The sequence below is a fragment of the Paenibacillus sp. FSL E2-0178 genome (assembly GCF_038593005.1).
Classification (GTDB): Bacteria; Bacillota; Bacilli; order Paenibacillales; family Paenibacillaceae; genus Paenibacillus_AQ; species Paenibacillus_AQ phytohabitans.
The window spans coordinates 2,233,813-2,257,016 of record NZ_CP151953.1; the positions used below are offsets into that span (position 1 = coordinate 2,233,813).

A 23,204-nucleotide genomic window follows, 5' to 3' on the forward strand; every position below is an offset into this window, starting at 1 on the left:
TGCATTCACTGTCTATAGAGCATTTCACTGTACAGCTGCCTTACCGATTCTTTCGGCTCAAGCCCCAGCTCATAGTTTAGCAGTTCCTTCATCGCATGATAATGCCGGATCAGGCTGATCCGGTCTTTTTGGCGGAAATAAATCCCCATCAGCAGCTCATGCGCCTCTTCATCAAGCGGTGATTTATCCAGCAGGAGATGAACCCGGTTCGTAGCCTCCTCCAGCCGGCCCTCCGCGATAAAGTAACTGCACAGCCTCTTCGACAGCATCACGTAGAATCCGAGCATCTCCGCTCTCTTCGAGCTGCTCCATAAATAATCGTCATCCGCAAACAGCTCACCTTGATACAGCTCCAGAATATATTCATATCTGGGCACCCTAAGCGGGGTCAAGGGTGGATTCGACCTGGCAAAATCCTCAAATTCCCATAAATCCCCGGCAGCACCGGCAATCTCCATCCGGTAGCTCCCGCCCTTGAAATGAATTTCCACATGAATTCCCGCTTTTTTGAGTGCAGTCTTCATTTTGTAGATTGTGGTATGCAGATTGGAGTGAGCCTGCACGTCACTGCACTCCGGCCATAGCGCCTGAATAATCTGGCCTTTGGGAACGTAAGCCGGCCCTTTCAGAAACAGGAAGGACATCAGTTCCTTGGACTTATAGGTTCTCCATTTGACCGTATCCTCCCGGCTGCCCGCATTCAGCACATCGAACCCCCCGAAGCTGACAATCCTTGCCTGATTAAGCGGCATCATCTGTTCTCCGTACAGCCGCCGTTTCTTCTGATAGCGTGTTACTGCCCGGTCAAGCTGCACAGGTGTCGGAGGCTTAAGCAAATAATCCAGGGCTTCGATCCGGAAGGCTTCCACGGCATACGAATCATGTGCAGTCACAAAAACAACCTCCAGATCCCTGAAGCTCTCCAGTAGTATTCCTGCGAGATCCACACCGTTCATCAGCGGCATCTCCATATCCAGGAACACAATATCCGGCTGCAGCCCCCGTATTTGCTCCAGTGCCTCCTTAGGCCTTTGAAATGCCCCGACAACCTCTACCCGACCATCCTTTTGCAGCAGGTAACGGAGCACATCCAGTGCCGGTTTTTCATCATCGATAATTACCGCTCTTATCATCCTAATCCTCCAGTGTGCTTCACGAATGCGGATAGCCCAATGAAATGAGCTGCGATGTCTGGCAGACAGCTAAGAAATCCTAGAAAAAGGGTGCCCTCAGCAAACGGCACTTAGAGGACACCCGGTTAATGAACAGCCAATCTATGTGATGTATTTCATTGCAAATTTAAATATTTCGTGATTTAAAAACATTTTATCATGCGCAAATAAGGCTGTAAATCATTGATTTCATCTCCTGTCTGAACAGAAAAAAACCGGCACTCTACTAAGAGAATACCGGCAACAATGAACTGGAAAAAGTGGATTCAAAACGAACAGCATCAGCAGGGGAAATACTTAATACTTAATAGCCTGCACCAGTGCAGCGACTTCTTCAGCAGTGCCCAGCTGCAGCGCCTTGGCAGCCAGCTCCTTCATCTCCGCCGCGGACAGCTTGGCAATCTGGCTGCGTGCCGGCAGGATGGAGGTTGCACTCATACTGAATTCATCGAGGCCCAGACCCAGCAGCAGCGGAATAGCTGTGGCATCTCCGGCCATTTCGCCGCACATGCCCGTCCATTTGCCTTCTGCATGAGCAGCATCAATTACATTCTTGATCAGACGCAGGATGGCCGGATTATAAGGCTGATACAGGTAGGATACCCGTTCATTCATCCGGTCAGCAGCCATAGTATATTGAATCAGATCGTTCGTACCAATACTGAAGAAATCCACTTCCTTCGCGAACTGGTCGGCGAGTACCGCAGTAGAAGGAATCTCAACCATGATACCCAGCTGAATCTGATCCGATACTGCCTTGCCTTCTTCACGCAGCTTAGCCTTCTCTTCCAGCAGCAGATCACGGGCTGCACGGAATTCACCCAGGGTGGCAATCATCGGGAACATGATGCGCAGATCGCCATGCACACTGGCTCTCAGCAAAGCACGCAGCTGGGTACGGAAGATATCCTGGCGGTCCAGACAGAGCCGGATCGCGCGGAACCCGAGGAATGGATTCATTTCCTTCGGAAGCTCCAGGTATGGCAGCTCCTTGTCGCCGCCGATATCCAGTGTACGGACGACAACCGGCTTGCCCTGCATATTCTCAAGCACGGTACGGTAGGCATTATACTGAATTTCCTCGGAGGGCAGCTTGTCGCGGCCCATGTATAGGAACTCTGTGCGGTACAGGCCTACACCTTCGCCACCATTGTCAATGACGCCTGCAACATCATTCGGCGTACCGATATTGGCTGCCAGCTCTACATGCTTGCCGTCTGCGGATACCGTTGGCTCTTCGCGCAGCTTTTTCCATTCAGCGATCTGCAGGTCGTACTCCTTCTGCTTGGCTATGTACAAGGCTACTTCAGCTTCGCCGGGATTCACCAGCACGTCCCCGCTTAACCCGTCTACAATGATAAGGTCTCCGGCTTTCACCTCAGACATTACATGCTTGGTGCCGACGACTGCCGGTATTTCCAGGGAACGGGCCATAATTGCCGAGTGTGAGGTACGTCCGCCGATATTGGTAGTGAAGCCTTTTACATATTTACGGTTAAGCTGTGCTGTATCTGAAGGCGTCAGATCCTCAGCTATTACAATAACCTCTTCGCTGATTTCTGCCGGGCTGACATAGGAAATTCCCAGCAGATGATTCAGCACACGTTTGGTTACATCACGCATGTCGGCAGCACGTTCCTGCAGATAGGTGCTTTTCATATTCTCGAACATTTCGATGAACTGGTTAGCGACCTCCTGCAGCGCATAATCCGCGTTTACAGCTTCCTCACGGATTTTGTCCATCACCGGGCTGATCAGCTCCGGATCTTCCAGAATCAGCAGATGGGATTCGAAAATCTCTGCTTTCTTCTCTCCCAGCTCTGCCAGTGTACGCGCCTTAATCCGCGCCAGTTCACCCTTGGAAATCTCCAGGGCGCTCTCCAGCTTGACAATCTCAAGCTCTACATCGCTTACGGCGGTCTTCGTGATGGTGTAGTCCGGATGCTTCAGGATAAACGCTTTAGCAACAGCAATACCTGCGGAAGCCGCGATGCCTGAAATCTTAATCATTGAGCTCGCCCAAGCCCTCTTTGATCATTACATCCTGAAGTGCGCCAAGGGCTTCTGCTTCCTGGCCGCCTTCAGTGATCAGGGTCAGAGTATCGCCGCTTTCCAGTCCGAGTGACAATACACCGAGAATGGATTTCAAAGTAACTTTCTTACCCTTTGCTTCAGCAAAGGCTTCAGTGTCCTTAAACTTGGTAGCTGTATTGACCAGCGCCGTGGCCGGACGAGCGTGAATTCCGTCTTCGTCGATAATTCTGAATGTTGTTTGCATGCTTCTCTCCAACTCTCTTTATAGTTTTTGGTTTCAGCTATTACTGCAGAATAAACAAGAAAAGGCAAAACCACACCTTTGATAAGGTAGCGGTTTTGCCTGATTTAACAGTAACAACCCGAAAAAATATACACTACTTTTTATAACATAACTCTAGCAATATAGCAAATTACTGAGGCTGCGCGCTGCTGCAGATTGAATCCAGATGAACGTTCAGCACCCGGATCATCCGCTGTGAATTCAGCCGTTCAGGCTCCAGCATGGCGTGCAGGGCCAGTCCGTCGACCACGGCATACAGCCGCTCAGCTTCACTGTCCTTATCCAGCTCCTGCCGAAGCAGCTCATGCTGGTCCAGATAATCGATCAGCTGGATGATAAGGGGATAGATGGCATCATGATGCTCATCGTTATGTTCCCCGGCAGACTTGAGATGGAAGATAAACGCAAACCATACCTCCATTTCCGCCATGCTGCCGTCATCCGTAGGAAGCAGCTCCAGCAGCACACTGGCAACCTGTTCCCTGGGTGGAAGGTCTGTCTGCATGATGTCCACGATCCGTGCAGTGACCCGTTCCTTCACCAGATTCATGGCAAACACCAGCAATTCATGGTGGGTGGAGAAGTAATGGCGCAGCGCTCCCAGAGACACACCCGCCTCAGCAGCAATATTACGCACAGTTGCCCCTTTGATTCCCTGATGAATAATGACACGCCAGGTCGCTTCTGCAATATTCGATTTCCGCTCTGAATGATCTACTATTTTTGGCATGCCCATATTGTAGCATAAGCAGAATACGAAACACAATTTAAATAATACGGTTGTATTGTTTAAATTTCGCTGCTATACTTCCGTTATTACCACAAATAATCCTGACAAGAGGTGCTTTATGAATCTGGTAGCGTGGGCAATTGTTACGTGCGAAGTGTTATTCTGGGTGGTCATTCTTGCCGGTTTCACGGCACGATATATTTTCAAGCGCAATACGCTGGGCCTGATACTCCTGGCGCTGACTCCGGTGCTGGATATTATTCTGTTAGTCATCTCTGGTGTTGATCTGGCCGGGGGAGCTTCCGCTACGACAGCGCATGCGCTTGCGGCTGTGTATATCTCAGTATCCATCGTGTTCGGCAAAAGCATGATCGCCTGGGCCGACGAACGCTTCCGCTACTATGTCACCAAGCAAGGGGCGCAGCCGGTCAAACGGTACGGTATGGAGCACGCCCGGCATTATTTCAAGGGCTGGGTGAAGCATCTGCTCTCTTTTGCGCTCGCCGCAGGCATTCTATATGGACTCATCGTCTGGATTGACGATCCCGCCCGCACGGAAGCGCTGTTAAGCATCCTTACGGTATGGTCGGTTGTAGTCGGCATTGATCTGATCATCACCGTTACCTATTTCATCTGGCCCAGACAGATAAAGGGCAGTGCACGCTAAAACATTTTCCAGACCTTCGTTACAGCCTATTCACGGTTTATTCACCCGCTCTTATATTTTTGACCGTCCGGTTCTCCATTGTGAAATTCCGGTAGATTCGCTCTCCGCCTTCGCCTGTAGGGGCTTGTGCCAATAGTCCAACCTTGATCGTTTCTCCCACCGGTAGGTTAAAGAAGCGCATCATATCAAACCTTACACCATCTGTCGAATAATGAAAGGCGAAGGCATTCCCGGATCTGGCGGCCTGCAGCCATACCTCATTGCCATTGATATTACAGCCATTCGCATCATCCGAGGTCTGGTTCGTCACTACACTGACTACAGCGTGGGTATCGAAATCTGTCAGCTCAAAGCAGGCTTTGGCCCAGACCGTCAGGTCCTGCATCACCATAATGGAAGAGGAATCGTAGGTATCCCGGAAGTCATGACTAACCTTCACCCGCAGCACGAAATCACCGGACACTTCTGTATAGAAGAAAGGCGCATTGGTCAGACTCTCAGGGGTAAGTCCTTCTTCGGCTATAGCACCGTTGTTGCAGAAAAAGTCGCTGTTAGCAGTGGCTTCTAATATAATAGCATCATCCTCAAACCTGATGTTCCCCTCATTCATCCACCTGTACGCCGCGAAATCTGTCTTTGTCATTCAATAATCCTCCCATTTTTGGATAATTCTTATTTATTGCAAACGCATTCTTTTACTATAGCAAAAATGGTAATTCATCTCAAAACTATATTTCGGCAGTATGAAAATAATTGTGTTGACTTAAACCATGGTTTAAGTCGTATCCTATTCCTGTCGACAACTAACCAACTCCCATGGAGGTCTCCAGATGAAATATGTTTCCATTAGCGAAGCTGCAGCCCAGTTAGGGATTCCGGAATCAACGATCCGTTATTATGAGAAAAAGGGTTTATTGCCACAGATGGAGCGTGATGAAGCCGGGAGGCGGATATTTTCGGAGGATCGTATTGCATTCCTCAAGATCATTATTTATCTGAAAAATACGCATATGCCCATCAGCAGTATCAGGCAATATGTAGACTGGATGTTAGAAGGGGACAGCACGACTGAACTCCGGCTTAGAATGTTTCAAGAGCACAAGCAGGCTGTGCTGGAGGAAATTGCACTCATGACAGAATCCTTGCAGGGCATCGACAAGAAAATCGCACGTTATACAAATTATTTATCAAAATAATGAGAAGAGGTTCTAAAATGAAACTTACAGGAAACACAATCCTTATTACTGGCGGAGGCTCGGGAATCGGTCTCGCTTTTGCCGAACGCTTCATCAGCGGCGGAAATACAGTCATCATTACCGGACGGCGTGAACAGGTCCTGCAGGATGCCAAGGACAAGTTCCCCGGCCTGATTACCCGTGTAAGTGATTTGAACATCGAATCCGAGCGTATCGCCTTGTTCGACTGGGTAACCGCCAACTATCCGGAAGTGAATGTGTTAGTGAACAATGCGGGGACCCAGCAGCGCTTCAATGTACTCAAAGCAGATGCGAGAAACAACTGGGCTTATTTCAATCAAGAAATCACAACTAACCTTGAAGCCCCTCTTCATCTGGCTATGCTATTCGCTCCATTATTCGAAGCACGGGAAGCGGCGGCTATCCTCAACGTCACCTCCGGCCTGGCCTTCACACCGTTTGCCATTGGCCCGATCTATTCAGCGACGAAGGCGGCGCTTCATTCATTCACCATGAGTCTGAGACTCCAGCTCTCTGATACATCTGTAGAAGTCATCGAAATTGCGCCTCCGGCAGTGAACACGGATCTCGGCGGAAGCGGGCTGCATGTGCACGGCGAACCGTTAGATGCGTTCACGGATGGAATCTTCCAGGGATTAGCGGAGGGACTGCAGGAAATCGGCTATGGCACTTCAGTGGACCGGCTGCGGATGTCACGCGATAAGATCGATGAATACGCGGTCAGTATGTATCAGGCAATGAAGAGTTATATTGAATAACATTATCATTGCACTCATTACGCTTGGTATACAAACAACCCCGCCGCAAATGGACGGGGTTTATTTTTTATTGAAACCTGCCGGGTACGGAGGCCGTAGTTAAGGGTAACTAACGATTAAAGCCGCACTGCAATGGCTACTACAACCTAAGAGGAGGAAACAAGATGTTTAAGAAAATTCTTGGTAAAGTCCTGCACTCCGTAGAGCAGTCCAAACATGGCGGACACCGCAGACATTCGAGCAGTAATAAAGGGAGGCCAGTCTCCAGAAGGCATTCAAGCAGCAGCCACGGATACAAACGGCATTCCTCTTCAGATGCCCGCCGCGGAGGAACCGGACATAAATACTATAAGAACCGTTACGGCAGTTCAAGCTGATGTCAGCTTGATTACTTCCTACACATTCATAAGGCGCCTGTCAGCATTTGGCTGAGGGCGCCTTTTTTTGAACAGATATTAACGCAGCAGACTCTTATACAATTCTCGGGCTTCACGTATAAATACAGCTGTGTCCGTATAGGCCTCCTGCTCTCCAAGCAGACGGGACAGCATCTGCAGCATTCCAGGTGACAACTCCAGCTCTTCCCGCCAGCTCCGCTCCGCCCCTCCCCGTACAGGCTTATAACCGGAATACAAAATGAACAGCATCAGTTGTCCTACATCGTACAAATCCGAGGCGATCACCGGCGGCCTGCGTTCCGGCATATCCTTCCCTTTCCTTTTCCCCTTCTGCGGCTGCTGTGCCGTATCCGCCTCTCCAATCTTTGCTGCCAATCCGAAATCAATTAAGTACAGGTCTTCATTCTGGAGAATCACATTGGGAATCCGCAGATCCAGGTGAACGTATCCGCGCGAATGGACATGGGCAACCCGCTCCATCAGCTTCAGCGTCGTGGCCAGACATTCCCGCTCACCGTAGACGATCTGTTCATCAAAGATCAGATCCTCCAGCGTCTTCCCCGCAATATAATCGGTAACCAGCCAATTCGAGCCTTTATATTCAAAATAATCACGGCAAGCCGGAATGTTAGGATGCTCTATTACCCGTAGAATAGCACTCTCCCTGGCCAGCATCGCCCGGCCAACCGCTTTCTTACTGGGTCTGGACTGTTTGAGTGCTAGAGGCGTCCCGTCTTCAGGATTCCGGGTAAGGTACGTCAGCCCGTAGCTGCCTTCTCCCAGCAAAGCCTCTATTGTATAACGTCCGCCAATCACAGCCCCTTCCGGGAAGGGATAATCCTGCCAGGCCCGGATGAATCCGCGCCACCGTTCAAATGCCATAACCATTATGCTCCCCCTTCCGCTTTCCGCTTCCTGCGCCAGATTGAACATCAGTAGCTGTATTATCTCACAGATGTTCTTATCTGGCACCGGACGCACGGCAGGTCAGCACAAAGGCAGGGAGTTAGCTACAGAAAAAAAGAGGCTATCCAACCAGCCATTTCATGGCTTTTGGAACAGCCCCTTAGGTATGTATCCTAAATGTTGTATGTTCTGCAGCTTTGATCCCAAAATACCAGGCTGTTCGCGAGGATTCCTGTATGAAATACAACAATTATCCCGCATAGCCGCGTAGACAAGCAGAAATCCTGCCTTTTGTACAACAATTTCCGGTTAGGCTCGAATTCATGAGCGAAATGTTGTATTTTGGGCAGGATTAAGCTCCTCAGAACACCTTCTTCTTATCCCGTTCCTCAATCAGAATCTGCACAGATTCCTTAAATCTTAGCGCATGCACGATCTCCCGCTCCCGCAGGAACTTGAGGCTGTCCTGCAGATCCACATCATCCGTCATGTCGATCAGCCACTGGTATGTAGCTCTGGCCTTCTCCTCGGCCGCGATGTCCTCGTAGAGATCTGCGAGCGGGTCACCCTTGGCCTGGATGTAGGCAGCTGTCCACGGTACTCCTGCCGAGTTCTGGTAGAACAGCGCATGATCGCGCTGGGCATAGTTCGGACCTAAACCAGCAGCCTCCAGCTCCTGCACAGACGCATCCTTGGTCAGCTTGTAGATCATCGTGGCAATCATTTCCAAATGAGCAAATTCTTCAGTCGAAATATCCGTTAATACGCCGATTACTTTATCGGGAATCGCATACCGCTGATTCATATACCGCAGAGCCGCCGCCAGTTCTCCATCCGCCCCGCCGTATTGCTCCATCAGATAACGTGCCATACGCACATCGCATTTGCCGACACGTACCGGGTATTGCAGCTTTTTCTCATAAATCCACATTCGTGCACTTCCCCCTCCTTAGGCTTATTCATTCCTGACCGGGCCGCTAGACTTGCCAAGGCCAGGGACTCTGACTCCATTCCCACGGACATTTGGAATACGCACGTCCGAAGTTCTGCAGCGGGCCGTATAGCTCCTGGAACTGGTTGGCCAGCTTCGTGCGTTCGAAGGTCAGCTGATTGAATTGCTCAATGGCCTTCAGATCCTCAGGATGGGTATCCAGGTACAGATTCAGCTCCACCAGTGCGAAATCGAGCACCTGCAGCTGCTCCAGCATTTCGTAATAGCGGGGTTCGCAAGGATTAGCTTCCATCGCCTACTTCCCTCCTTTGGACTTGGACTCATACGGGCTGAACAGCGCGGGCCACAGCGTTCCGTACTTCAGCGCTTCCGGCAGGGAGAACTGCGGCAGATTCGGGGGCTGAAAATTAATGAATTGGTTCGGCGGTACTACATACGTCTTGAACGGCACCGGCGGACAGGGATCAAACGGTCCCCTATACGGTGTCCATACACGTTCCTGGGAGTTCAAAGTTTCATTCCTCCTCAAAGTTTGATGAGCATCGTTCCATGAATGTATTATCTGATAGATACCTTCGTAACTAATTTATGACAGCTCTAAGGGATATCAGAACGCAATTGCAAAAAAACAGGGCACACCAGCAGCCTTTAGCGGCTGCCAATGTACCCTGTTACAATTTAACTGCTTCATTTCAGCAATTGCCCTGCTTAATCTTTATCTTCTTCCGTATCTTCTGCATCCTCTGCGGACTCCGGCGGATTCGCCCGGTGGATATTAATCCGGGTAATCCGCAGCCGGGTGGACTCCTCTACCTCAAAGGTGACGTCGCCGACCACCACCTGTTTGCCTTTGGACGGATTCCCCTCCAGCTCCTTGAACAGCCAGCCGCCAATCGAATCCACTTCTTCATCCTCGATGATGACGCCAGTAAGATCATTCACGTCTTCGATCAACATGCGGCCTTCAACGGAAATATATTCTCCGTTGTGCTCCACACTCGGGCGTTCATCCTCGAATTCGTCATGCAGATCGCCGACGATCTCTTCCAGAATCTCTTCGGCGGTCAGCAGCCCCGCAGTCCCGCCATATTCGTCTACGACCAGGGTCAGCTGGGCTTTGTTCTTCTGCATCAGACGGAGCGCATGGCTGATCTCCATCGATTCCGGCACATTCAGAATCGGCCGGACCAGTGAAGCCAGGTCATTCTGCTGCTCCAGCGGTGCGAAGAGAAGATCTGTAATATGGATGAAGCCGATAATCCGGTCCTTATCCTCGAAGGCTACCGGATACCGGGAATGCTTCGTTTCTGTAATGATCCGCATATTCTCCTCCAGCGGGAGATTGCTGTACAGTACATCCATATCCGTACGCGGGAGCATCACTTCACGGGCCAGCAGATCGGAGAATTCGAAGATGTTGTCCATCAGCTTCATCTCGTCCTTGTCGATAACCCCGCTCTTCGCACTCTGATTCATCAGGATACGGATCTCCTCTTCCGAGTGGGCAGCTTCGGCTTCACTGGCCGGTTCAACACCAACCAGCCTCAGCAGCGCATTAGCCGACGCATTCAGCACCCAGATGAAGGGCAGGAACACATTATAGAAGAACATCAGCGGAGCGGACAGCAGCAGCGCTGAGCCTTCAGTTTTTTGAATCGCCAGGGACTTCGGTGCAAGCTCACCCAGCACAATATGTAAGAAGGTAATAATCGAGAACCCGATAATCACAGATACCGTAGAGATCAGGGTCTGATCCGATACGCCAAGCTGATACATCAGCGGTTCCACCAGCAGCTCAGAGATCGCCGGTTCTCCGACCCAGCCGAGTCCCAGTGAGGCGAGCGTAATCCCGAACTGGGTGGCAGACAGATACGAATCCAGTCTTTTATTGACCTTCAGCGCATACCCGGCCATTTTGTTGCCTTCGCTGACCAGCTGGGTCAGACGTGACTGTCTGACCTTTACCAGCGAGAACTCCGCCGCAACGAAGATCCCATTCAATAATACGAGCACCAGAACGAGCAAAAGATTAAGCACTAAGCTTCCTATGTCAAATTCCGTATGCACTATAATAACGCCCCATTTCTACAGAGTGATCGCTTTTCTTGTCTTGAAATCAACCTCAGGATAATACATATCGGCTACCAGAAGGTTGGGCCCGCAGCAGCCGGCGGCATCGCAGTAGCAATTCACTTTCTGATTCAGCGGATGCTTAGTCTGCCACTCGGTGAAAATGTCATCCAGCCTGGTGCTGCTGATATTGCCAAATGCAGAAATATCGGCGAAATCTGTTACGAATACATCGCCCGTAAATAAATTTACGTTCACCCGGTTTCTCCCGTCCGGGTCATTGCGCAGAGTAACATTCTTCTCACTGCGCAGTCTGCGCAGCAGCTGCTGGTCTTCCTCCAGGAAGCTGCAGGCGAAGAACGGCAGCGTGCCGAACAGCATCCACATCTCAGGGTCCCGGGCATCCAGCAGGGAATGAATGGCTGCATTCATCTCTTGGAGTGACAATACGGGCAGCTTGGAAGCAAAGCTGGAGGCATACATCGGATGCACCTCATGGCGTCTTGCCCCCATCTCCCCGATCAGCTTGTGAATCTCAGGGAGCTTCGTATGCGTACGGTAATTAATCATCGACTCCGCCGAGATCAGCATACCGTCCTCGCTAAGCCGGCGGGAATTCTCCAGCATGGTGTCATACAGCCGGTAGGCGGCTTCCTTCGAGACCGGATGCCCGCTGTTCGCGAAGCCCACCTCGTGGAAGTCATCCCCGTTAACATAGTTGAAAGAGATATGCATGACATCCAGGTATGGAAGCAGCTGCTCATAACGGGAATACGGCATGGTAAGATTCGAGTTGATCTGAGAACGGATCCCCCGCTCACGTGCATATTTCAGCAGCGGCACGATGGTGTTCTCCACCGTTCCGGCACGGAACATCGGCTCCCCGCCGGTGATGCTGATGGTCTGCAGATGCTCTACCTCTTCCAGACGGCGCAGCATATTGGTGAGCGGCAGCAGCTCCCCTTCTTTCATAGTCAGGCTGTCTCCAACTGCGCAGTGCTCACAGCGCATGTTGCACAGATTGGTCACCGTCATCTCTACGCTGGTCAGCACATGCCGCCCGTGCTGGCGAAGAGAGGTAATCGGATCCCAGGGATCGTACTCCGGCGACAGCTCTTGTACAGGTATTGACGATGATGATGGCTCTAATATACTCATTTCTTAATGCTCCTTTAATGCTTATTCCTTATTATTAACCCAAAACAATTGAAAAAGAACGATAACTTACGCTATATCATACCACGACAAGCGAAAAACTGCGCATCTGCCGCTTATTTGCTGTAATTTCAAAAAAACAGCAAGGCGAGAATACAGCTCCGCACCCAAGCGGACACCTGTATTCTTTCCTCGCTGCTAACAACGCTAATCAAGTGCTCTTCACTATAATTTCTCCGCCATCAGTCACATCTACAATGACTACAGAGAGGGCTTTGCCCAGGTCATGCTCATAAGGGGTGACCGGTTCCCCTTCCGGGCCGTTAAGCACACGTACAACAGGTCTGTGCGGTATGCTGGGATCAATCTTGACCACAACACCGCTCTCGCCGGTGCTAAGCTTGACGGTAAGCCCCAGAGGATAGATCGCCACACGGTCTCTGAAAATCTCCAGCTGCTTCTGCTCATACAGCGTGCCGGAGCCGACGTACAGCGCCTCGACCGCCTGATGCGGCAGCATGGCTTTTTTGTAGATCCGGTTGGAGGTCATCGCATCATAGGAATCCGCCACACCCAGCCACTTCGCATATTCATGAATCTGCGGGCCAGTCAGACCGCGCGGATAGCCGGAACCGTCGATCCGCTCATGATGCTGCAGTGCACAATGGGCCGCGAGCAGCGGGATATTCGGCTCTTCCTTAAGAATGCGGTAACCGATCTCGGTATGCGCCTGCATATGCTTGAATTCATCTTCACTAAGCATCCCGGGCTTCTGAACAATTTTGACCGGAATCTGTGTCTTGCCGATGTCATGCAGCAGCGAACCGAGTCCGATGACCCGCAGTTCTTCCTTGCTGTAGCCATGGGCAATGCCAAGCACCAGTGTGTAGAGGCATACGTTCAGGGAATGCACATACAGATAGTTGTCTGCGGTGTGCATATCCAGCAGCATAATCATCGGATCTTCCTGTGACGACATATCATCCAGTATAGAATCCATCACTTTGGAGAACTTCTTATCCAGGTGGTAGAAGCCTTTGGTAATTCCCGAAGCGCCGGACATTTGCTGAAATTGATTTCTGATTACCTTGAGCGCCTGATTTCGCGTCTCATCCTGCAGCATTCCGGGAATCACGACATCTTCCGTGACGGAATCCTCTATATAGATATAGCCGATATCGATCTTAGCGAGCCGCTTGATCAGGGCATCAGTAAGCTCTACTCCATCAGCGAGCAGAACCAGTCCTTCATCATTATAAATTTTTTTACCCAGCTTCATTCCCGCCTGAAGCCGATTCACGGATACTAAACGCACCTTGGCTCACTCCTGCCTTTAACGGTAAATTGCTATTCTGCTTCGGAATCCTTGGGTCAAACGCTGTGCCTATACCGTTACCTTGAGCGACCGGACAAGCGCATGTATGTAAGTCTGCATCTCCTGCCCGGTGATGCTAAGCCGGGTGAGCTTAACGCATAATGAACAGCCAGAAGACAGCCGCAAGTATGAACCGGTAAATCGCGAAATGGGTCGGTCTGATCTTCTGGATCATCCTCATGAACAGAACAACTACCACATAGGCCACCACGAAAGAAATCACGAAGCCAATGGCGAAATACCAGATCGTATCATTCGTGAAATTGCGGTAGGAATCCAGCAGTTCATAGCCCGAGGCCGCACACATAATCGGAATCGCGATGAGGAAGGAGAAATCCGCCGAAGCCTTGTAGCTGACCCCGCTGAGCATCCCCCCGGAGATGGTCGAACCGGAACGGGAGAACCCTGGCCAGAGTACGGAAATGATCTGATAGAGTCCGATCGCCAGCGCCTGCCCGTAGGACAGATCATCCAGCTCATGCGCGGTCACGCGAATCTTGCGTTTGTTGACCCATTCCGCGACGATCATCAGAATCCCGCCGGCCACCAGTGCCCAGAGAACCGTAGATGCGCCGAACAGGCCTTTGATGAAATCACGGGCAAAAAAAGCTACGGCGAGCGCAGGCACTATACCCAGCAGCACATGAATCAGGTTCAGGCGTGATGCCGGCATGACTCCGCCTCTGCTTCTTCCGCTGCGGCCGATCCCCAGCAGATTCAGAATCCGCTGGCGGTAGACAATGGCAATGGCCAGAATGGCCCCAAGCTGAATGACAATCTCATACGTCTTCATAATGGAATCCTGCTCGTCAAACCCCAGCAGCTTCGTGGTAAGAATCATGTGTCCCGTTGATGATACCGGGATAAACTCGGTTATTCCTTCTACAATTGCCAGAATTATTGCTGTAATTGTATCCATATAATCCTCCTGATCTAGTCAATGAAACCTGGTGCAGCTATGACTTCTAATGTTTGAATGAATTGCGGGATGTATCAGGTGGCCAGGCTCACCCAGCGGGCAACTTCGCTCTCATCGAGACTCCCCGGGCGCTGGAGCTCCATCCGCAGCAGATCGCGCAGAAAATGGGGCAGCAAATAGACAGGCTCCCGGCCATTCGCTATACTCTCATACCCGGTGCGGAATGTAAACATATCCAGCGTGCCGACGCTATACTCCCGTCCGTCTTCCAGCTTCTCTCCGCCGACAAAAATCGCAATACCGTTATCATACGGCATGACCCTTGGATCGTACAAGATTTTTAATCCGTCGACAGCCAGACTGCCCAGCATATTCCCCCGGAATCCGTAGCCGTAGATTACCTTGTTGCGGTATTCCTCCATTAGACTCTGTTCCAGCGCAGTGCGGATATCCTTGCCGGTGAGCTGTACAATGCACGGATTAATCGGGGAAGGGCATAGGGCATGCAGCATGCCTGCCGTAATATTGCCCTCCAGCAGGGAGCCGAGCAGCTGCCCGGAATTGACAAGCGAGAAGGAGCTGCCCGTGAAGCGGCGGACAGCCTGTGCGAGCAGGTTGCCAAACGGTGATTCGCCCTGCAGGTCGAGCGGCAGCCCGCGGTCGCTGATGGCAACGGTCTCCTGCAGCACCTCACGGCCGCGCTGCAGGTGAATTGCTGCCGCCGGAGCGATGATCTCTTCAGTCAGCGCGCCATTGACTGCGGTACATCCCCCTTCAGCCAGCCGGAAGACTCCGTCCGGCTGCTCCCGCTCGAATACCAGCCGTCCGAGATACCGGCCGAATTTGCCGGCGCCGCATACGGCCGTGCCGCTTATCATCTGCGGCTTCTCCAGCATGTGGTGGGTATGTCCGCCCAGAATGGCATGTACACCTTCCAGATTCTCTGCCAGCTTCTGGTCTGCGGGCAGCCCCAGATGAGACAGAATGATCAGGATATCCACTTGCGGTGCCAGCAGTTCACATTGCTCGCGCAGCGCTTCTTCAGGGTCCAGCACATCCCAGCCCAGCAGGGAGTAGAAGGAAGTGAACGCTGCCGTGGCACCGGTCAGCCCGATCTTGATCCCGTCCTTCTCCAGGATGGCATGGCGCTGCATCCAGTGCGGAGGCTCTCCGGTTGCAGACTCCAGGAAGTTGCAGCACACCACAGGACACTGGATGCCGGTAAATATAGCCGAGAGCATCTCCTGTGAGAAGGTAAGGCCTTCGTTGTTGCCGATAGTTACGGCATCATATCCGGTCAGATTCATAATATCGATGTTAGCCTGCCCCATCGTGCCTTCCGTCTCTACGGCAGCCCTGTCCATATGGTCGCCGATATCCAGCAGCAGCACCGGACCTTCGCCTGCAGCAGCCTTCATTGCAGAAATCTCTGCCGCGACAGGACTCATCATTTCAAAATGGCTATGTATGTCATTGGTATGAAGAATGGTTAATCTTTGCGGCTCAGGCTTCATAAGCTTGCTTCCCTCCCACTTGTACAGCCGTTTATAGTGTAAGCGGCAGGCTTGTGCTCTTCTAGAGTTAGCATAACATTTTCAGGCTCATTATGGTATATTGTAATCATTATAAGCTGTCCTAACTTATGTAATTACGAGGTGATTAAATCATGCATGTGTCCATTCGACTGTTTGCGGGTCTGGCCGAAGTCATCGGCTCCTCTACTCTGACATTTCATGCCCATGAGTCGCCTTTGACAGCCGGCAAACTGAAAGAACTGCTCTCCGCTTCGTATCCCGATGCTGCTCCGCAGATCAAAGTATCCCTGGTTGCCGTTGACCGGGAATATGCCCCGGATGATACAGAGATTGCCGAAAGCTCCGAGGTGGCATTGATCCCGCCCGTGTCCGGCGGAGAACCTGAAGCTGCCGCTGGCGAGACAGCAGACGGCCTGTTCAGCATTACGGATCAGCCCTTAATGGCTGAGCTGCTCCTGGAGAAGGTGCAGGATGTTAACCACGGAGCCTCACTCCTCTTTGTCGGCACGACCAGGGAGATGACTGGAGATCAACAGACAACCGCCCTTCATTATGAAGCTTACGTGCCCATGGCACTGAAGAAGCTGCAGGAGATAGGCCTCGAGATTCAAGAACGCTGGCAGGCTCACTGCGCAATTGCACACCGGATCGGACTCGTAGGAATCAAAGAAGCCAGTGTTGTCATTGCCGTGTCCGCACCGCATCGCGATACCTGTTATGAGGCCAGCCGTTACGCCATTGAGGCGCTTAAAGTCTCAGTCCCCGTATGGAAAAAGGACATCCGGGATTCAGGCTCACAGTGGCTCGGGAAAGATCCCCAGGCTGAAGAATCCTCCAGCTATAAACAGTACTCCTAAACCATTGAATATTCCCGACTTTGTTGCTATGCTGGAAAAAATCGCTATAGTAAGGTGGCATATTCATTGAGAGTACACGTCATGGATCTAAAACCGGGTGATCATCTGCGGATGGATACCTTCAGCTCACGCGGGCTGCATGTACTCCCCAAAGGATCACGGCTCCAGTTGGAGGAGATCGCCAAGCTGATACAGCATGGCGTAGATTATGTAGATATTGAAACGGTGCAGGAAGAACCCGCACCCTCAAGCAGATCCTCAATCATCCAGGCTGCTTCCGGCAGCTTCGACATCATGATCGATGGTTTTGAATCTCTATATATGGAAGCACTCACTAAGGGAAGCTTCAATCAGTCCGTTGTAGACGATATTCTCCAGCCGACGTTATCCACGCTCGACAAACACAAAGATGTCGTCTCACTCCTTCTGCTGCTTGACCGGGAAGACAATTATACCTACAACCATTCCCTGCAGGTTGGGATGCTATCTTATTATATTGCCTCCTGGCTGGGATATTCCAAGGCGGAGTGTTATGAGATCGGCCGTGCAGGATACCTGATCGATATCGGCAAATGCCGGATCTCCCCTGATATTCTGAACAAACCCGGCAAGCTGACCGCTGCCGAATTCGACGAAATCAAACTACATACGGTTTACGGGCACGAAATCATTCAGAATTCCATGAATGATCCTTTCACAGCTTTAGTCGCCTTGCAGCATCATGAACGTGAAGACGGCTCCGGCTATCCGCACCAGCTTACCAAGAACGATATTCATCCTTATGCCCAGATTGCAGCGGTCGCCGATATATACAGCGCCATGACCTCCCACCGGGTCTACCAGTCCAAGCAGGAGCTGATTTCCGTACTGCGCGAGATCAACTCGCTCAGCTTCGGCAAGCTGAACGGCAAACCGGTACAAGCCTTCATTCAGCATCTGATGCCTAATTTTATCGGCAAACGCGTATTGCTCAGCACCGGAGATATGGGTGTAATCATTATGAACAACCCGCTGGATGTCTTCCGGCCGCTCGTGCAGAGCGAAGGCAAATTCCTTGATCTGTCGCGCGAACGCAAAATTGCGGTCGTAGAAATCTATATGGAATAGGCCGGCTACATATACATTCATGCAAAAAGGAGATTCCTGAACCCGGATACGGGTCAGCGAATCTCCTTTTCTTTTAACGCAGGCTATAGCTCTTCACCATTGCTGGCGATGACCTTTTTGTACCAATAGAAAGAGTCTTTCTTCGAACGGTCCAACGTCCCGTTACCGTCATCGTCCAGATCCACGTAGATGAAGCCGTAGCGCTTCGACATTTCCGAAGTAGACATACTCACCAGGTCAATCGGTCCCCAGCTTGTATAGCCGATCAGTTCCACACCGTCCATAATGGCTTCCTTCATCTGGGCAATATGCTGTCTTAGATAATCGATGCGGTAGCTGTCATGGATGGAGCCGTCCGGCTCAACCTTGTCATACGCCCCAAGCCCATTTTCAACGATGAACAGCGGTTTCTGGTAACGGTCATACATCGTGTTCAGCATAATCCGCAGCCCGGTCGGGTCGATCTGCCAGCCCCATTCCGAGGCCTTGAGATAAGGATTTCTTATCCCGCCGAACAGATTACCCTGCGCCCGCTCGCCTTCAGGACTAACTGACAGCGTGAGGGTCATGTAGTAGCTGAATGCCACATAATCCACCGTGTACTGCTTCAGAAGCTCATCATCGCCCGGCTCTTTGTGAAGTTCAATATTGTGCTCTGCAAAATAACGGTCCATATATTTCGGATATTCGCCGCGTGCATGGACATCGGTAAAGTACAGGTTCAGCTGATTCTCATGCTGGTTCAGCCGCACATCCTCGGGATTACAGGTAGCCGCATAGCTCTCCATCCGCGCCAGCATACAGCCCATCCGGGAACCGGGGATAATCTCATGCACCAGCTTGGTAGCCAGCGAGCTCGCAATGAACTGGTGATGCAGGGCCTGGTATATCGTCTGCAGCTTATTCCCTGCACGGTCAATGACAACACCGCCGCCGGTGAACGGGCTAAGGGTCATCATATTGATCTCATTGAAGGTGATCCAGTATTTCACTTTATCCTTATAACGCCGGAACACCGTTTCGGCATAGCGGGTGAAGCAGTCCACAAGTTCGCGGGAGGCCCAGCCGTTGTATTTCTGCGTCAGACCGAGCGGAGTTTCGTAATGCGCCAGGGTAACCAGCGGCTCTATTCCATATTTATGCAGCTCATCGAATACATCGTCGTAGAACTTCAGACCGGCCTCATTCGGCTGGGCATCATCGCCATTCGGATAGATCCGGGCCCAGTTGATCGACAGACGGAACACCTTGAAGCCCATTTCCGCAAATAAAGCGATGTCCTCTTTGTAGCGGTGGTAGAAGTCGACCCCTTCACGTTTCGGGAAACGTGCGTTGAATTCGCCGGACAGAATTTGCGCGATCCGCTCGGAGCTGATTTCGATGGCATGATCATTGCTGCGCTCTGCTTTGGGCACGTAGGCTACCATATCCGCACTGGACAGGCCTTTGCCGCCCTGATCGTAAGCGCCTTCCAGTTGGTTCGCGGCCGTAGCCCCTCCCCACAGGAAGTTATCCGGAAATTTCTGTTTGAAATTAGTCATGTGTATCTCCTTTTTAGAAGTCGTAAGTACCTGCTCATTGGAGCACGGGTTCTAGTGTATTAGGGTTAGCAAAGCTTCGCCGTTTGTTACTTCGCTTCCGGTATTCTTCAGAACATCGAGATATTCTGCCGAGTTGGTGACAATGACCGGAGTCGCTGTTACAAAGCCTGCCGCACGGATAGCTTCCAGGTCAAATTCCAGTAATAGCTGACCCTGCACGACCTTATCTCCCTCTTGTACCTTTTTGTCAAAATGTTTCCCTTTCAGCTTCACCGTGTTGACTCCTACATGGATCAACAGCTCTGCGCCGCCATCCGAAGTAATGCCAATCGCATGCCCTGTCGGGAATACCGTGGTTACCGTTCCGTTCACCGGAGAAGTCAGCATCCCGGAGGACGGCTCGATGACAATGCCTTTACCCATTGCGCCGGAAGCAAAAGCTTCATCGGGCAGACTTTCGAGCGGCTGCAGTGCTCCTGCCAGAGGACTTACCACCATTTCTTTGTCAATCATCGTGGGTGTAGCCGGGTTAGCCGGTCCGCTTGAGTTAACAGAAGCTGCTGTATCGGCTGCCGGGTCATCAAACCCAAGCACAAATACCAGAATAGCAGCGAGTACGAAGGCTACAAGTATGCCGATGATTACCCAGATGAATCCGGTTCCGAAATAAGTCGGCAAGGCCAGCAGTCCCGGCAAGGAGAAGGACAGTGCTCTTGCGCCGCCTTGTGCAATAATCGCCCCACCGATCGCACCGGAGATACAGGCATAGATGAACGGTTTCTTGAGCTTCAGGGTAACCCCGTAGATTGTCGGTTCAGTAATCCCGAAGATGGCTGCCAGTGTGGAAGAACCGGCCAGAGCTTTGAGCTGCGGGTTTCTGGATTTCAGGAATACGCCGAATACTGCACCGGCCTGAGACAGAACTGCTGCACAGAGTATTGGCAGCATCGTATCATACCCCAGCGTAGCAATGTTGCTGAGCATGATCGGCACAAAGCCCCAATGCACGCCGAAGATCACGAATACCTGCCAGAATGCCCCGGCAATAGCTCCGGCAACCAAAGGACTAAGATTGTACAACCAGGTATAACCGGAAGCCAAACCGTCACTGATCAGTGAGCCTACAGGTCCGAAGGCCAGGAACGTAAGCGGAATTACAATTAAGAGCGCGAACATGGGAACCAGAATATTTCGGACCGATTCATGAATGAACGAACGGAACCATTTCTCCACATAGGATTGTACCCATACCGCCAGAATGATCGGAATTACACTGGAGGAATAGTTAATCAGCACAATCTTGATCCCCAGGAAGTTCAGCGGGTCCGGCGAACCCACAGCAGCAATGACCGAAGGGTATATCAGCGCCCCGGCTACTGCTATGGAGACAAATTGATTGGCTTTGAATTTACGCGCCGCTGTAACTGCCAGGAACACAGGCAGGAAGTAGAACACACTGTCCGACGCTGCATTGAGAATCAGATACGTACCGCTGGTGCCGCTGATCCATTCCAGCGAGAGAATCAAAGCCAGCAGGCCCTTGAGAATCCCTGCACCGGCGAGCGCCCCGAGAATCGGAGAGAAGATGCTTGAAATAATATCGACCGCTTTGCCGAGTACACCGGTACTTTCGGAGCTTTCGTCATTACCGCTTTTCTCTGCATCCTGCAAAGAGGTTTCCTTCATAATCTGCTCAAACACCTGGCTGACATTGTTGCCGATGACGACCTGGAACTGGCCGCTGTTCTCCACCACGGTAATGACTCCCGGCGTCTTTTCAAGCGCTGCTTTATTAGCCTTGCTGTTATCCTTCAATTTGAATCTCAGGCGCGTTGCACAATGGAATACGGAATTCACATTACCTTCTCCGCCAACGAGTGTAATAATCTGTTTGGATAAGTCTTTATTGCTCACTTGGGTATGCTCCTTTATATTTCTCGATTGATTAAACATCGCTGCAGAGGCGGGTTGTGCCAGCAAGTTCTATTATCCCCCCCTGCAAACAAGAAAAACCTGAACTCAGGGCAAAAGGGCGTCAAAAAACGCTAGTTTTGCCATCAGTTCAGGTTTTGCCTGCATTACCAGTTACACCCTGAAGGATGGAAAATATGAAGTTAGAGGGTTCGCTTAGGGAATGTGTTATTCCAGACTGTTACGGTCCGTCACCCGCTGGATGTGAATGGTCAGATAGACATATTCATCCTTGCTTAAGCTCTGGCCATGGGATTTCTCCAGATACTCATTGATCTTGCTTGCACATTCGAAGGCCTTGACATAAGTCTGCCTCACCTGGTTATACAGAAACTCCTCGCCGCTGTTATTGGTCTCCTTCTTCAGGATCCGCATGGAGAAATACTGCAGATGCGTCAGGAACCGCGAATAATTGAGCGAAGTCTCATCAAGCACCAGCTTGTAGTGATAGGTAACAATATTCAGAATATTCTGCACGATTTCCGTCATCTTGACGGTTGATCTCATCTCATTGCCGCCATCCATCCTGGCATTCACCAGATGCAGGGCAATAAAACCGGCTTCATCTTCACCAAGCGCTAGGCCCGTTGCCTGCTCGATAATCTTAAGGGCATCCAGCCCGATCTCATATTCCTTCTTGTAAAAGCGTTTGATTTCGAACAGCATCGCGTTCTTCAGCATGATTCCCTTTTCGAAACGCTGCAGCGCAAAATGAATGTGGTCCGTCAGCGTCAGATACAGGTTATCACTCAGCTCTGTGCCCAGCACCCCGTTCGCATACATCACGATCTCATTGGCCAGCTCCAGATGCACCACTGGAATATCATTCAGCAGCTCCGTCAGCCTTGCCGTGAATTCGTTCTCATTAAGCAGGAAAATCTTGTCCACCTTAGCCGGATCCACATAATCCCCTGCCACCTTGTTGAAGGAAATCCCTCTGCCCATGACAATGACTTCCTTGCCTTTCTGGTTCTTGGTCAGAAGTACATTGTTGTTCAGCACCTTCTCGATAATCATCTCTATCTCACCTCCCGCCATATAGTTTGTACAAAAAAAGCCTAAGTTGATCCCAATATCATTAAGAAAATGATACTCGCATCAGCTTAGGCATTGCCCGCGTTACCGGTCACAATCCTGTATTACTGTTATTGTAGCATAAAAAAAAGCGATTTCAAGAACTTTATTTTCCCCGGTTTGAATCCCGGCCTCCAAGGCTAGGCTGATAGCAAACGATCATTTGGAGGAGATAACCTATGCTTGCAGTTCATCAGCGCCTTGCCGAGCTGTATACCCTTAGTCTGAAGCGGCCGCTGGCCGCAGCGGAACGTGACGAGCAGCAGCACTGCCTTCATGTCAACACGGTGTACTGCTGGGAAATGGCCCGGCTGAATAATGAAGCCATGCTGGCGGCACATACGAAAGACTCTCAGTGGCAGCAGGAGATCAGTGCACAGATGCTGGAGGTCCGGGTAACCGGCAGAGCCGCCAAGCGGCAGGGGTGAATTTCTATAAAAATAACAGCAGCCCTCCCTGCTAATTAAAGTGTGCCGGGGAGGG

The 23,204-nt window shown here is 51.1% G+C and carries 24 protein-coding genes; 7 read left to right on the forward strand and 17 right to left on the reverse strand.

The genetic code is table 11. The annotated features are described in order from the left end of the window. Window positions 1-5: 5 nt before the first annotated feature. From MHI42_RS10045 to MHI42_RS10060, 4 genes are all read right to left on the reverse strand, one after another. Complete coding sequence (locus tag MHI42_RS10045; protein WP_342423675.1) at window positions 6-1,133, reverse strand: response regulator; 1,128 nt, start codon at window positions 1,131-1,133, stop codon at window positions 6-8. 336 nt (window positions 1,134-1,469) lie between these two features. Beyond that, the gene (ptsP, locus tag MHI42_RS10050; RefSeq protein ID WP_342423676.1) at window positions 1,470-3,182 is read right to left on the reverse strand and encodes a phosphoenolpyruvate--protein phosphotransferase; all 1,713 of its coding nucleotides are present in this window, start codon (window positions 3,180-3,182) and stop codon (window positions 1,470-1,472) included. Then, on the reverse strand, window positions 3,175-3,450 hold the full coding sequence (locus tag MHI42_RS10055) for an HPr family phosphocarrier protein (protein WP_039307843.1): 276 nt from the start codon (window positions 3,448-3,450) through the stop codon (window positions 3,175-3,177). Before MHI42_RS10055 ends, ptsP begins: the two co-directional genes overlap by 8 nt. 169 nt (window positions 3,451-3,619) lie before the next feature. Continuing rightward, a complete protein-coding gene (locus MHI42_RS10060) occupies window positions 3,620-4,219 on the reverse strand; it encodes a TetR family transcriptional regulator C-terminal domain-containing protein (RefSeq protein ID WP_342423677.1) in 600 nt (199 codons plus the stop codon). 118 nt (window positions 4,220-4,337) lie between these two features. Here MHI42_RS10060 and MHI42_RS10065 point away from each other — a divergent pair, with 118 nt between their 5' ends. Continuing rightward, window positions 4,338-4,886, forward strand: coding sequence for a hypothetical protein (locus MHI42_RS10065; protein ID WP_171715635.1), 549 nt, complete (start codon window positions 4,338-4,340; stop codon window positions 4,884-4,886). 37 nt (window positions 4,887-4,923) lie between these two features. Here the strand turns inward: MHI42_RS10065 and MHI42_RS10070 are convergent, their stop codons facing one another. Continuing rightward, window positions 4,924-5,529 carry a DUF1349 domain-containing protein gene (locus MHI42_RS10070; protein WP_342423678.1) on the reverse strand — a complete coding sequence of 202 codons (606 nt, stop codon included), beginning with the start codon at window positions 5,527-5,529 and terminating at the stop codon, window positions 4,924-4,926. A 187-nt stretch (window positions 5,530-5,716) separates the two neighbouring features. On the opposite strand from MHI42_RS10070, the gene MHI42_RS10075 reads away from it, so the two are divergent. The 3 genes from MHI42_RS10075 (at window position 5,717) to MHI42_RS10085 (ending at window position 7,238) form a co-directional block, all read left to right on the forward strand. Beyond that, complete coding sequence (locus MHI42_RS10075) at window positions 5,717-6,082, forward strand: MerR family transcriptional regulator (protein ID WP_171717956.1); 366 nt, start codon at window positions 5,717-5,719, stop codon at window positions 6,080-6,082. A 17-nt stretch (window positions 6,083-6,099) separates the two neighbouring features. Further along, the gene (locus tag MHI42_RS10080; protein ID WP_171717957.1) at window positions 6,100-6,861 is read left to right on the forward strand and encodes an SDR family NAD(P)-dependent oxidoreductase; all 762 of its coding nucleotides are present in this window, start codon (window positions 6,100-6,102) and stop codon (window positions 6,859-6,861) included. 164 nt (window positions 6,862-7,025) lie between these two features. After that, window positions 7,026-7,238, forward strand: coding sequence for a hypothetical protein (locus MHI42_RS10085; RefSeq protein ID WP_042211670.1), 213 nt, complete (start codon window positions 7,026-7,028; stop codon window positions 7,236-7,238). Between the two features lie 78 nt (window positions 7,239-7,316). On the opposite strand, the gene MHI42_RS10090 is transcribed toward MHI42_RS10085, so the two are convergent. From MHI42_RS10090 to MHI42_RS10130, 9 genes are all read right to left on the reverse strand, one after another. Further along, window positions 7,317-8,147 carry a protein kinase family protein gene (locus MHI42_RS10090; protein WP_342423679.1) on the reverse strand — a complete coding sequence of 277 codons (831 nt, stop codon included), beginning with the start codon at window positions 8,145-8,147 and terminating at the stop codon, window positions 7,317-7,319. Window positions 8,148-8,526: 379 nt separating this feature from the next. Further along, window positions 8,527-9,096: a manganese catalase family protein gene (locus tag MHI42_RS10095; protein WP_171717959.1), complete on the reverse strand. Its 570-nt coding sequence runs from the start codon at window positions 9,094-9,096 to the stop codon at window positions 8,527-8,529. A gap of 46 nt (window positions 9,097-9,142) precedes the next feature. Next, window positions 9,143-9,409, reverse strand: coding sequence for a spore coat protein CotJB (locus tag MHI42_RS10100; RefSeq protein ID WP_042135308.1), 267 nt, complete (start codon window positions 9,407-9,409; stop codon window positions 9,143-9,145). Between the two features lie 3 nt (window positions 9,410-9,412). After that, window positions 9,413-9,628: a spore coat associated protein CotJA gene (locus MHI42_RS10105; RefSeq protein ID WP_042135306.1), complete on the reverse strand. Its 216-nt coding sequence runs from the start codon at window positions 9,626-9,628 to the stop codon at window positions 9,413-9,415. A 197-nt stretch (window positions 9,629-9,825) separates the two neighbouring features. Then, window positions 9,826-11,190 (reverse strand): CNNM domain-containing protein, encoded by a 1,365-nt coding sequence (locus MHI42_RS10110; protein ID WP_171717994.1) that lies wholly within the window; start codon window positions 11,188-11,190, stop codon window positions 9,826-9,828. Window positions 11,191-11,202: 12 nt separating this feature from the next. Further along, complete coding sequence (gene yfkAB, locus MHI42_RS10115; RefSeq protein WP_342423680.1) at window positions 11,203-12,345, reverse strand: radical SAM/CxCxxxxC motif protein YfkAB; 1,143 nt, start codon at window positions 12,343-12,345, stop codon at window positions 11,203-11,205. Between the two features lie 208 nt (window positions 12,346-12,553). Further along, complete coding sequence (locus tag MHI42_RS10120) at window positions 12,554-13,657, reverse strand: HD domain-containing phosphohydrolase (protein WP_171717962.1); 1,104 nt, start codon at window positions 13,655-13,657, stop codon at window positions 12,554-12,556. Window positions 13,658-13,808: 151 nt separating this feature from the next. Beyond that, window positions 13,809-14,636, reverse strand: coding sequence for an undecaprenyl-diphosphate phosphatase (locus MHI42_RS10125; RefSeq protein WP_042211663.1), 828 nt, complete (start codon window positions 14,634-14,636; stop codon window positions 13,809-13,811). A 74-nt stretch (window positions 14,637-14,710) separates the two neighbouring features. After that, window positions 14,711-16,150 (reverse strand): bifunctional UDP-sugar hydrolase/5'-nucleotidase, encoded by a 1,440-nt coding sequence (locus MHI42_RS10130; RefSeq protein WP_342423681.1) that lies wholly within the window; start codon window positions 16,148-16,150, stop codon window positions 14,711-14,713. Between the two features lie 152 nt (window positions 16,151-16,302). Here MHI42_RS10130 and MHI42_RS10135 point away from each other — a divergent pair, with 152 nt between their 5' ends. Together MHI42_RS10135 and MHI42_RS10140 are read left to right on the forward strand one after the other, a co-directional pair. Then, window positions 16,303-17,028, forward strand: a complete 726-nt coding sequence (locus MHI42_RS10135) for a molybdenum cofactor biosynthesis protein MoaE (RefSeq protein WP_342423682.1) — start codon at window positions 16,303-16,305, stop codon at window positions 17,026-17,028. Window positions 17,029-17,094: 66 nt separating this feature from the next. Continuing rightward, the gene (locus tag MHI42_RS10140) at window positions 17,095-18,135 is read left to right on the forward strand and encodes an HD-GYP domain-containing protein (RefSeq protein ID WP_039300202.1); all 1,041 of its coding nucleotides are present in this window, start codon (window positions 17,095-17,097) and stop codon (window positions 18,133-18,135) included. Window positions 18,136-18,218: 83 nt separating this feature from the next. On the opposite strand, the gene MHI42_RS10145 is transcribed toward MHI42_RS10140, so the two are convergent. The 3 genes from MHI42_RS10145 to MHI42_RS10155 all read right to left on the reverse strand — a co-directional run bounded on the left by MHI42_RS10145 (window position 18,219) and on the right by MHI42_RS10155 (window position 22,664). Beyond that, window positions 18,219-19,676, reverse strand: coding sequence for a 6-phospho-beta-glucosidase (locus MHI42_RS10145; protein ID WP_342423683.1), 1,458 nt, complete (start codon window positions 19,674-19,676; stop codon window positions 18,219-18,221). Window positions 19,677-19,727: 51 nt separating this feature from the next. Beyond that, window positions 19,728-21,590, reverse strand: a complete 1,863-nt coding sequence (locus MHI42_RS10150) for a beta-glucoside-specific PTS transporter subunit IIABC (RefSeq protein ID WP_342423684.1) — start codon at window positions 21,588-21,590, stop codon at window positions 19,728-19,730. 225 nt (window positions 21,591-21,815) lie between these two features. Beyond that, window positions 21,816-22,664, reverse strand: a complete 849-nt coding sequence (locus MHI42_RS10155) for a PRD domain-containing protein (protein ID WP_171717967.1) — start codon at window positions 22,662-22,664, stop codon at window positions 21,816-21,818. 236 nt (window positions 22,665-22,900) lie between these two features. Here MHI42_RS10155 and MHI42_RS10160 point away from each other — a divergent pair, with 236 nt between their 5' ends. Beyond that, window positions 22,901-23,149: a hypothetical protein gene (locus tag MHI42_RS10160; RefSeq protein ID WP_039300213.1), complete on the forward strand. Its 249-nt coding sequence runs from the start codon at window positions 22,901-22,903 to the stop codon at window positions 23,147-23,149. Window positions 23,150-23,204: the final 55 nt, after the last annotated feature.

Excerpts from the sequence above, each read along its gene's own strand:
- MHI42_RS10045 (WP_342423675.1), bottom strand. The coding sequence starts at position 1,133 with ATGATAAGAGCGGTAATTATCGATGATGAAAAACCGGCACTGGATGTG.
- ptsP (WP_342423676.1), bottom strand. The coding sequence starts at position 3,182 with ATGATTAAGATTTCAGGCATCGCGGCTTCCGCAGGTATTGCTGTTGCT.
- MHI42_RS10055 (WP_039307843.1), bottom strand. The coding sequence starts at position 3,450 with ATGCAAACAACATTCAGAATTATCGACGAAGACGGAATTCACGCTCGT.
- MHI42_RS10060 (WP_342423677.1), bottom strand. The coding sequence starts at position 4,219 with ATGCCAAAAATAGTAGATCATTCAGAGCGGAAATCGAATATTGCAGAA.
- MHI42_RS10065 (WP_171715635.1), top strand. The coding sequence starts at position 4,338 with ATGAATCTGGTAGCGTGGGCAATTGTTACGTGCGAAGTGTTATTCTGG.
- MHI42_RS10070 (WP_342423678.1), bottom strand. The coding sequence starts at position 5,529 with ATGACAAAGACAGATTTCGCGGCGTACAGGTGGATGAATGAGGGGAAC.
- MHI42_RS10075 (WP_171717956.1), top strand. The coding sequence starts at position 5,717 with ATGAAATATGTTTCCATTAGCGAAGCTGCAGCCCAGTTAGGGATTCCG.
- MHI42_RS10080 (WP_171717957.1), top strand. The coding sequence starts at position 6,100 with ATGAAACTTACAGGAAACACAATCCTTATTACTGGCGGAGGCTCGGGA.
- MHI42_RS10085 (WP_042211670.1), top strand. The coding sequence starts at position 7,026 with ATGTTTAAGAAAATTCTTGGTAAAGTCCTGCACTCCGTAGAGCAGTCC.
- MHI42_RS10090 (WP_342423679.1), bottom strand. The coding sequence starts at position 8,147 with ATGGTTATGGCATTTGAACGGTGGCGCGGATTCATCCGGGCCTGGCAG.
- MHI42_RS10095 (WP_171717959.1), bottom strand. The coding sequence starts at position 9,096 with ATGTGGATTTATGAGAAAAAGCTGCAATACCCGGTACGTGTCGGCAAA.
- MHI42_RS10100 (WP_042135308.1), bottom strand. The coding sequence starts at position 9,409 with ATGGAAGCTAATCCTTGCGAACCCCGCTATTACGAAATGCTGGAGCAG.
- yfkAB (WP_342423680.1), bottom strand. The coding sequence starts at position 12,345 with ATGAGTATATTAGAGCCATCATCATCGTCAATACCTGTACAAGAGCTG.
- MHI42_RS10125 (WP_042211663.1), bottom strand. The coding sequence starts at position 14,636 with ATGGATACAATTACAGCAATAATTCTGGCAATTGTAGAAGGAATAACC.
- MHI42_RS10130 (WP_342423681.1), bottom strand. The coding sequence starts at position 16,150 with ATGAAGCCTGAGCCGCAAAGATTAACCATTCTTCATACCAATGACATA.
- MHI42_RS10135 (WP_342423682.1), top strand. The coding sequence starts at position 16,303 with ATGCATGTGTCCATTCGACTGTTTGCGGGTCTGGCCGAAGTCATCGGC.
- MHI42_RS10145 (WP_342423683.1), bottom strand. The coding sequence starts at position 19,676 with ATGACTAATTTCAAACAGAAATTTCCGGATAACTTCCTGTGGGGAGGG.
- MHI42_RS10155 (WP_171717967.1), bottom strand. The coding sequence starts at position 22,664 with ATGATTATCGAGAAGGTGCTGAACAACAATGTACTTCTGACCAAGAAC.
- MHI42_RS10160 (WP_039300213.1), top strand. The coding sequence starts at position 22,901 with ATGCTTGCAGTTCATCAGCGCCTTGCCGAGCTGTATACCCTTAGTCTG.